The sequence below is a fragment of the Blautia sp. AF14-40 genome, from assembly GCF_003479665.1.
Taxonomy (GTDB): Bacteria; Bacillota; Clostridia; order Lachnospirales; family Lachnospiraceae; genus Fusicatenibacter; species Fusicatenibacter saccharivorans.
The window spans coordinates 80758-87143 of record NZ_QUHK01000013.1; the positions used below are offsets into that span (position 1 = coordinate 80758).

The 6386-nt window shown below is 46.2% G+C and carries 5 protein-coding genes; all 5 read left to right on the plus strand.

Annotation, left to right across the window (positions count from 1 at the left end; all coding sequences use genetic code 11):
- The first annotated feature begins 69 nt into the window (after window positions 1-69).
- Entirely contained in the window at window positions 70-882 is an 813-nt protein-coding gene (locus DWW13_RS10935; RefSeq protein WP_416388129.1) for a carbohydrate ABC transporter permease, read from the plus strand.
- Between the two features lie 53 nt (window positions 883-935).
- Entirely contained in the window at window positions 936-2354 is a 1419-nt protein-coding gene (locus DWW13_RS10940) for an ABC transporter substrate-binding protein (RefSeq protein ID WP_118720089.1), read from the plus strand.
- A 320-nt stretch (window positions 2355-2674) separates the two neighbouring features.
- Window positions 2675-3403: a glycerophosphodiester phosphodiesterase gene (locus DWW13_RS10945; RefSeq protein WP_118700514.1), complete on the plus strand. Its 729-nt coding sequence runs from the start codon at window positions 2675-2677 to the stop codon at window positions 3401-3403.
- Complete coding sequence (locus DWW13_RS10950) at window positions 3400-4224, plus strand: HAD-IIA family hydrolase (protein ID WP_226906418.1); 825 nt, start codon at window positions 3400-3402, stop codon at window positions 4222-4224. The genes DWW13_RS10945 and DWW13_RS10950 overlap by 4 nt, the downstream gene beginning before the upstream one ends.
- Before the next feature lie 408 nt (window positions 4225-4632).
- Window positions 4633-6189 (plus strand): ABC-F family ATP-binding cassette domain-containing protein, encoded by a 1557-nt coding sequence (locus DWW13_RS10955; protein WP_118720087.1) that lies wholly within the window; start codon window positions 4633-4635, stop codon window positions 6187-6189.
- Window positions 6190-6386: the final 197 nt, after the last annotated feature.

Here is a 6386-nt window from a genome sequence, read left to right on the forward strand (position 1 = left end):
AAAACTTATTCTGCAGAGGAGCTGCAGGCACTGCATCTGGCAATGAATGCAAAAGCAAAAAGAAAGAAAATGCTTCAGAAAACAGCGTTGGTTACCATGAACCTGATCGTTTGTCTGTTTATGCTGTTTCCGCTGCTTTATACCATCAGTGTAGCGTTTATGCCGTCCGGCGAGCTTTACACAATGGCAATGAACATCGTGCCAAAACATCCGACGCTGGAAAATTTCGTGGAAGCATTTCATAAAATTCCGCTGGTACGCTTTGTCCTGAACTCATTTTTGGTTGCGGGCAGCATTACGCTGGGTCAGATTGTAACGTGTTCTCTTGCGGCATTTGCCTTCTCTTTCCTGGATTTCAAAGGGAAAAATATTCTGTTTATGCTGGTAATGGCGACCATGATGGTGCCGGGTGAGGCAACCATTATTTCCAATTATCTGACAGTAGGAAGTCTCGGACTGCTCGATACCTATATTGTTCTGATCCTGCCTTCTCTTACCTCTGCAATGGGAATTTTCCTGTTCCGCCAGTTCTACATGACCTTTCCGATTTCGCTTTATGAATCGGCGAAGCTGGACGGCTGCGGGAATCTGCGGTTTATCGTAAAAATCCTGATGCCGCTGACAAAGTCAGCAATGGGAGCAATGGCGGTTTACACCTTTATCAATGCATGGAATATGTACATGTGGCCGCTGCTGGTTACAGGTTCGGACAGCAAGCGTACCGTACAGATTGGTATCAGTATGCTGAACAGCGTCGACGCACAGTCGATTACCCTGATGCTGGCGGGCGTGGTAATGATTATCATTCCATCCATTTCCATCTTTATCGTAGGCCAGAAGGCCTTAATCAAAGGAATGTTTTCAGGAGCAGTCAAGGGCTGATTCCTGTGACAGAAAAAAGAATAGAAAACTGTATGAAAAACGAGGAGAAAAAAATGAAGAAAAAAGTGATTGCATCGATTCTTGCGGCTTCTATGGCAGCTATGGCGCTTACTGGATGTGGAGGTGGAAAAACAACGAGTGAGGCACAGGGTGCAACAACGGATGAAACCACAGCCAGCACAGAGGCAGGAAGTACGGCAGATGGCGCAGAAGCACCGGATTTAAACCAGGATACGAAGGGAACCACGATTACCTTCTGGCATTCCATGGGCGGTGTCAATGGCGAGGCAATGGATTATCTTGTCAATAAATTCAATGAAGAGAATACCGATGGCATTACCGTTGAGGCGGTTTATCAGGGAGAATATGATGATACGATTAACAAACTGAAAAGTGCACAGATCGGAAATATGGGAGCAGACCTGGTACAGATTTATGATATCGGAACACGCTTTATGATTGATTCCGGCTGGGTCATTCCGATGCAGGAGCTGATTAATGCAGATGGCTATGACATTTCCCAGATCGAGCCGAATATCGCTGCTTATTATACGGTAAACAATGAGCTGTACTCGATGCCATTCAATTCGTCCACACCGATTCTGTATTACAACAAAGATATGTTTGAAAAAGCAGGGATCACTGAGGTTCCGACAAGCCTGGAAGGAATTCTTGCTATCGGTGATGATCTGAAAACAAAGGGCGGAGCCGGTGAACCGCTGGCACTCTCCATCTATGGATGGTATTTCGAACAGTGGCTCTGTAAACAGGGACTTCCCTATGCGGATAATGGAAATGGCCGTGATGCCGCTGCTACTGCAGTTGAATTTGATTCCAACGGCGGAGCGCTCAACATCTTAAATGAGTGGAAAGCCCTGAACGATGCCGACGTTGCACCAAACGTAGGCCGTGCCGGAAGTGATACCGCAACGACAGACTTTACTTCCGGAAAAGCAGCGATCACCCTTGGCTCTACCGCATCTCTGAAGCAGATTTTACAGGATGTCAATGGAAGCTTCGAAGTTGGAACCGCATATTTCCCGACAATCAAGGACGGCGATGAGGGCGGTGTTTCCATCGGAGGAGCCTCTCTCTGGGCATTGAACAACAACGATGATATGAAAGCAGCAGCTACCTGGAAATTTATTAAATTCCTGATTTCCCCGGAATCTCAGGCATACTGGAATGCCGAGACGGGTTACTTCCCGGTAACAACAGCTGCTGATGAGGAGCAGACCTTTAAAGATAATGTAGCACAGTATCCGCAGTTCCAGACCGCAATCGACCAGCTGCACGATTCCAAGCCGCAGTACGCCGGCGCACTTCTCTCTGTATTCCCGGAGGCAAGACAGATTGTGGAAACAGAAATCGAGAATATGATCAACGGAAACGAGACTCCGGAGAAAGCAGTAGAATCAATGGCTTCCCAGATCAACAGCTCCATCGAGGACTATAATCTGGTAAATGAATAAGAGACAGGCTTTACAAAAATAAGATTTCGTCCTATAGTGAAGAAAAACGAGTTCCCAAAGCGTGTTTGAACGGTTTCTATGAAGGGGAAGATCCGAGTTACGGAAATGATTTTTCAGATATGACTGGAAATGCGTCGGAGACAAAAATCCGGCGCGCTTCCGAATCTATAGCAATCCCGCAGAAGATGTAAAAAAATCAGCACCGCTTTTTTCACTTGTTTTCAGGCTTACGATAAAAGGAAAAAAGCTGCAGTCGGGACAAAAGATAGAAAAGAGTGCAGATTTGGAAATGGGAACGGAAAATGGAGGACAGATACGAGATGAAAACAAAAGTATGGGCACACAGAGGAGCCAGTGCATATGCACCGGAAAATACACTGGAAGCGTTTCTTCTTGCAGCAGAGCAGGGAGCAGACGGTGTGGAACTGGATGTACAGCTGACAAAAGATGGCGAGATGGTTGTTGTCCACGATGAGGAAATCGACCGGGTCAGTGACGGAAGCGGATTTGTCAAAGATTATACGCTTGCGGAATTAAAGATCCTGAACTTTAATAAGACACATCCGGAGTATCAGGATGTAAAAATTCCGACGCTTCGCGAAGTATATGAAGCATTAAAACCAACGGGAATGACGATCAATGTAGAGCTGAAAACCGGTATTTTCTGGTATAAAGACCTGGAAAAAAAGGTACTCGAGCTGACAAAAGAGATGGAGATGGAAGATCGCGTGATTTATTCTTCCTTTAACCATTACAGCATTGCAAAAATTCTGGAACTGGATCCGAAAGCCAGCACCGGCATCCTCTACGCAGATATTATTTATGATGTCGTGAATTATGCGAAAAAAATCGGAACAGGAGCTCTTCATCCGGCAACCTTTCATGTGCAGATGGCAGACTTTCTTCAGCAGTATGTGGAAAGCGATCTTGCGGTGCATGTGTGGACGGTCAATGATAAGGCGGAGATCGAGCGTCTGATGGAGGCCGGTGTTGACGCAGTCATCACTAATTATCCGGATGTGGCCGTTTCCTGCCGCAACGCGAAGTGATACCGATTGGAGAAAAAAAGCTGTTCCTTTTGGATATCGACGGAACCATCTGCGTGGGGAACCGTCTGATTCCGGGAGCAGACCGGTTTTTAAACGGACTGTCCGAGTACGGCGGAGATTATGTGTTTATCACAAATAATACGACGATGAGCGTAGCAGATTACCGGAAAAAATTTGCAAAGCTGGGCATCCCGACAACAAGCGCGAACTTTCTGACGGCTTCTGTTGCAACAGCGCATTATCTGAAGCAGAAATATGGATCCCGTCCCGTCTATGTGCTGGGAACGGACTCTCTGATCCGGGAATTGGAGAGCTTCGGTGTGTGTACCACCCACGATCCGGAGAAAGAAGGAATTGCATGTGTGCTTGCAAGCTATGACAATGAACTGACGTATCAAAAACTGACGGATATCTGTCGGCTGTTGACAGAGCGCCCGGAGCTCGATTACGCTGCAACGAACCCGGACTATGCTTGTCCGATTGAATTCGGCTACGTGCCGGATTGCGGTTCCATCTGCGAGATGATCGGACATGCGGTCCACCGCATGCCGACTTATATCGGAAAACCAGGTACACGGATGGTTGAGATGGCACTTGATATGACAGGCAGAACCCGCGATGAGGCTGTTCTTGTGGGAGACCGTCTCTATACGGACATTGCGTGCGCAAACATGGCGGATATTTCTGCAGCCCTTGTGCTTTCAGGCGAATCTACACGCGAAGAAATGCAGAACTCGCAGTATCTTGTGGAGTATGTCTATCCATCCGTGAAGGAAATGTATGCGGATTGGGTGTATGGACAAAAAAAGAAATGCTCTTAAAATTCCGAAATGGTTATGGTTTTGGAACAAAAAAACAAAAAGAAGAATTCTGAGAGGAGAACCTTTTTCCGAAGGAGTTCTTCTTTTTTGTTGTGGAAAAGGATACTTTTCGGATACGGGATAAAAGTCTGGGACGGTATAGAAAAAGCTTGCCAAAAGAGGGAATTTCCCTATATAATGATTCAGACTATAATAGGAAAGTAACTATTCAGAGCCCCATCTCGATTCCGCTTACGCTGCATCTCGATGTTGCTTCTCGCCATATGAAAAGGAAGAAAACCGCTCATTCATGCAAGCATGATTCGCAATTTTCTTCCATTTCGCATGGCTCTGAATAGTTACATATGAAAAAGAAAACGATCAGGAGATCGGAAGATTCCAATACAACAGAAGAAGGAGAATTTATGCATGAGTATTTTGAATGTAGAGCATCTGTCCCATGGCTTCGGCGACCGTGCGATTTTTGAAGATGTATCGTTCCGCCTCTTAAAGGGGGAACACATCGGTCTGGTAGGCGCAAATGGTGAGGGAAAATCAACCTTTATGAACATCATTACCGGAAAGCTGATGCCGGATGAGGGAAAGGTTGAGTGGGCAAAAAATGTCCGTGTCGGCTATCTGGATCAGCATACCGTTCTGGAAAAAGGTATGACGATCCGTGATGTGTTAAAAAGCGCTTTTTCCTGGCTGTACGAGATGGAAGAGCGGATGAACACGATCTGCGATTCCATGGGAGATGCCTCCGAGGACGAGCTGAATCAGATGATGGAGGAACTTGGTGTGATTCAGGAGATGATGGATGCACACGATTTCTACATTCTGGATTCGAGAATCGAAGAGATCGGCCGTGCACTCGGCCTCGAGGAGATCGGTCTCGAACGCGATGTCACTGAGCTTTCCGGCGGACAGAGAACGAAGGTCCTTCTGGCAAAACTGCTGCTGGAAAAACCGGATATCCTTCTTTTAGATGAGCCGACCAACTACCTGGATGTGGAACATATCACCTGGCTGAAACGATACCTTGAAGAGTATGAAAATGCCTTCATTCTGATCTCTCACGATATCCCATTCCTGAACAGTGTTGTCAATCTGATCTATCATATGGAAAACAAAGAGCTGAATCGTTATGTGGGTGATTACGATCACTTCCAGGAGGTTTATGCGGTCAAAAAAGCACAGAAGGAAGCTGCTTATAACCGCCAGCAGCAGGAGATCAGTGAACTGAAGGATTTCGTGGCACGAAACAAAGCCCGTGTGGCAACCAGAAACATGGCTATGTCACGGCAGAAGAAGCTGGATAAGATGGATGTGATCGAGCTTGCGAAAGAAAAACCAAAGCCGGAATTTCATTTCCGCACTGCGCGCACTTCGGGCCGCTTCGTTGTGACTGCAAAAGAACTTGTGATCGGCTATGAAGAACCGCTCTCCAGACCGTTGACTTTTGCGATCGAGCGTGGCGAAAAGATCGTGCTCACCGGTGCCAACGGAATCGGAAAAACAACACTCTTAAAGAGCATCCTCGGTTTGATCCCATCCCTTGGCGGAGACGTGGAGCTTGGAGATTATCTGGAAATCGGATATTTCGAGCAGGAAATGCCAAAAGGAAACACCAACAGCTGTATCCAGGAAATCTGGGAAGAATTTCCATCCTATACCCAGTATGAAGTCCGCGCAGCGCTTGCCAAATGCGGTCTTACCACACAGCACATTGAAAGCCTGGTGCGTGTGCTCTCAGGAGGAGAACAGGCAAAAGTTCGCCTCTGCAAACTGATTAATCGCGAAACCAATCTTCTTGTCCTCGATGAGCCGACCAACCACCTCGATGTAGACGCAAAAGATGAGTTAAAAAATGCGTTGAAGGAATATAAAGGAACCATTCTTATGGTCTGCCACGAACCGGAATTCTACGACGGTCTGGCAACGAGTGTATGGGACTGCTCGGAGTGGACAACAAAAGTGATTTAACCGAATCAAGTAAGTCCTCTGGTTCCATTGCGAATATCCGCTTGACATTTATATATTGAAAAAAACAGCCACAAACAGAGAGTGAGCGAGATTGTTTGTGGCTGTTTTACTGCAACTTAAAAAATCAGATAATATATTTTAAATACAGAATTGCATGTATTTTTCTAAAAATAAGAAAATTCGAAAAAAGGTGTTGA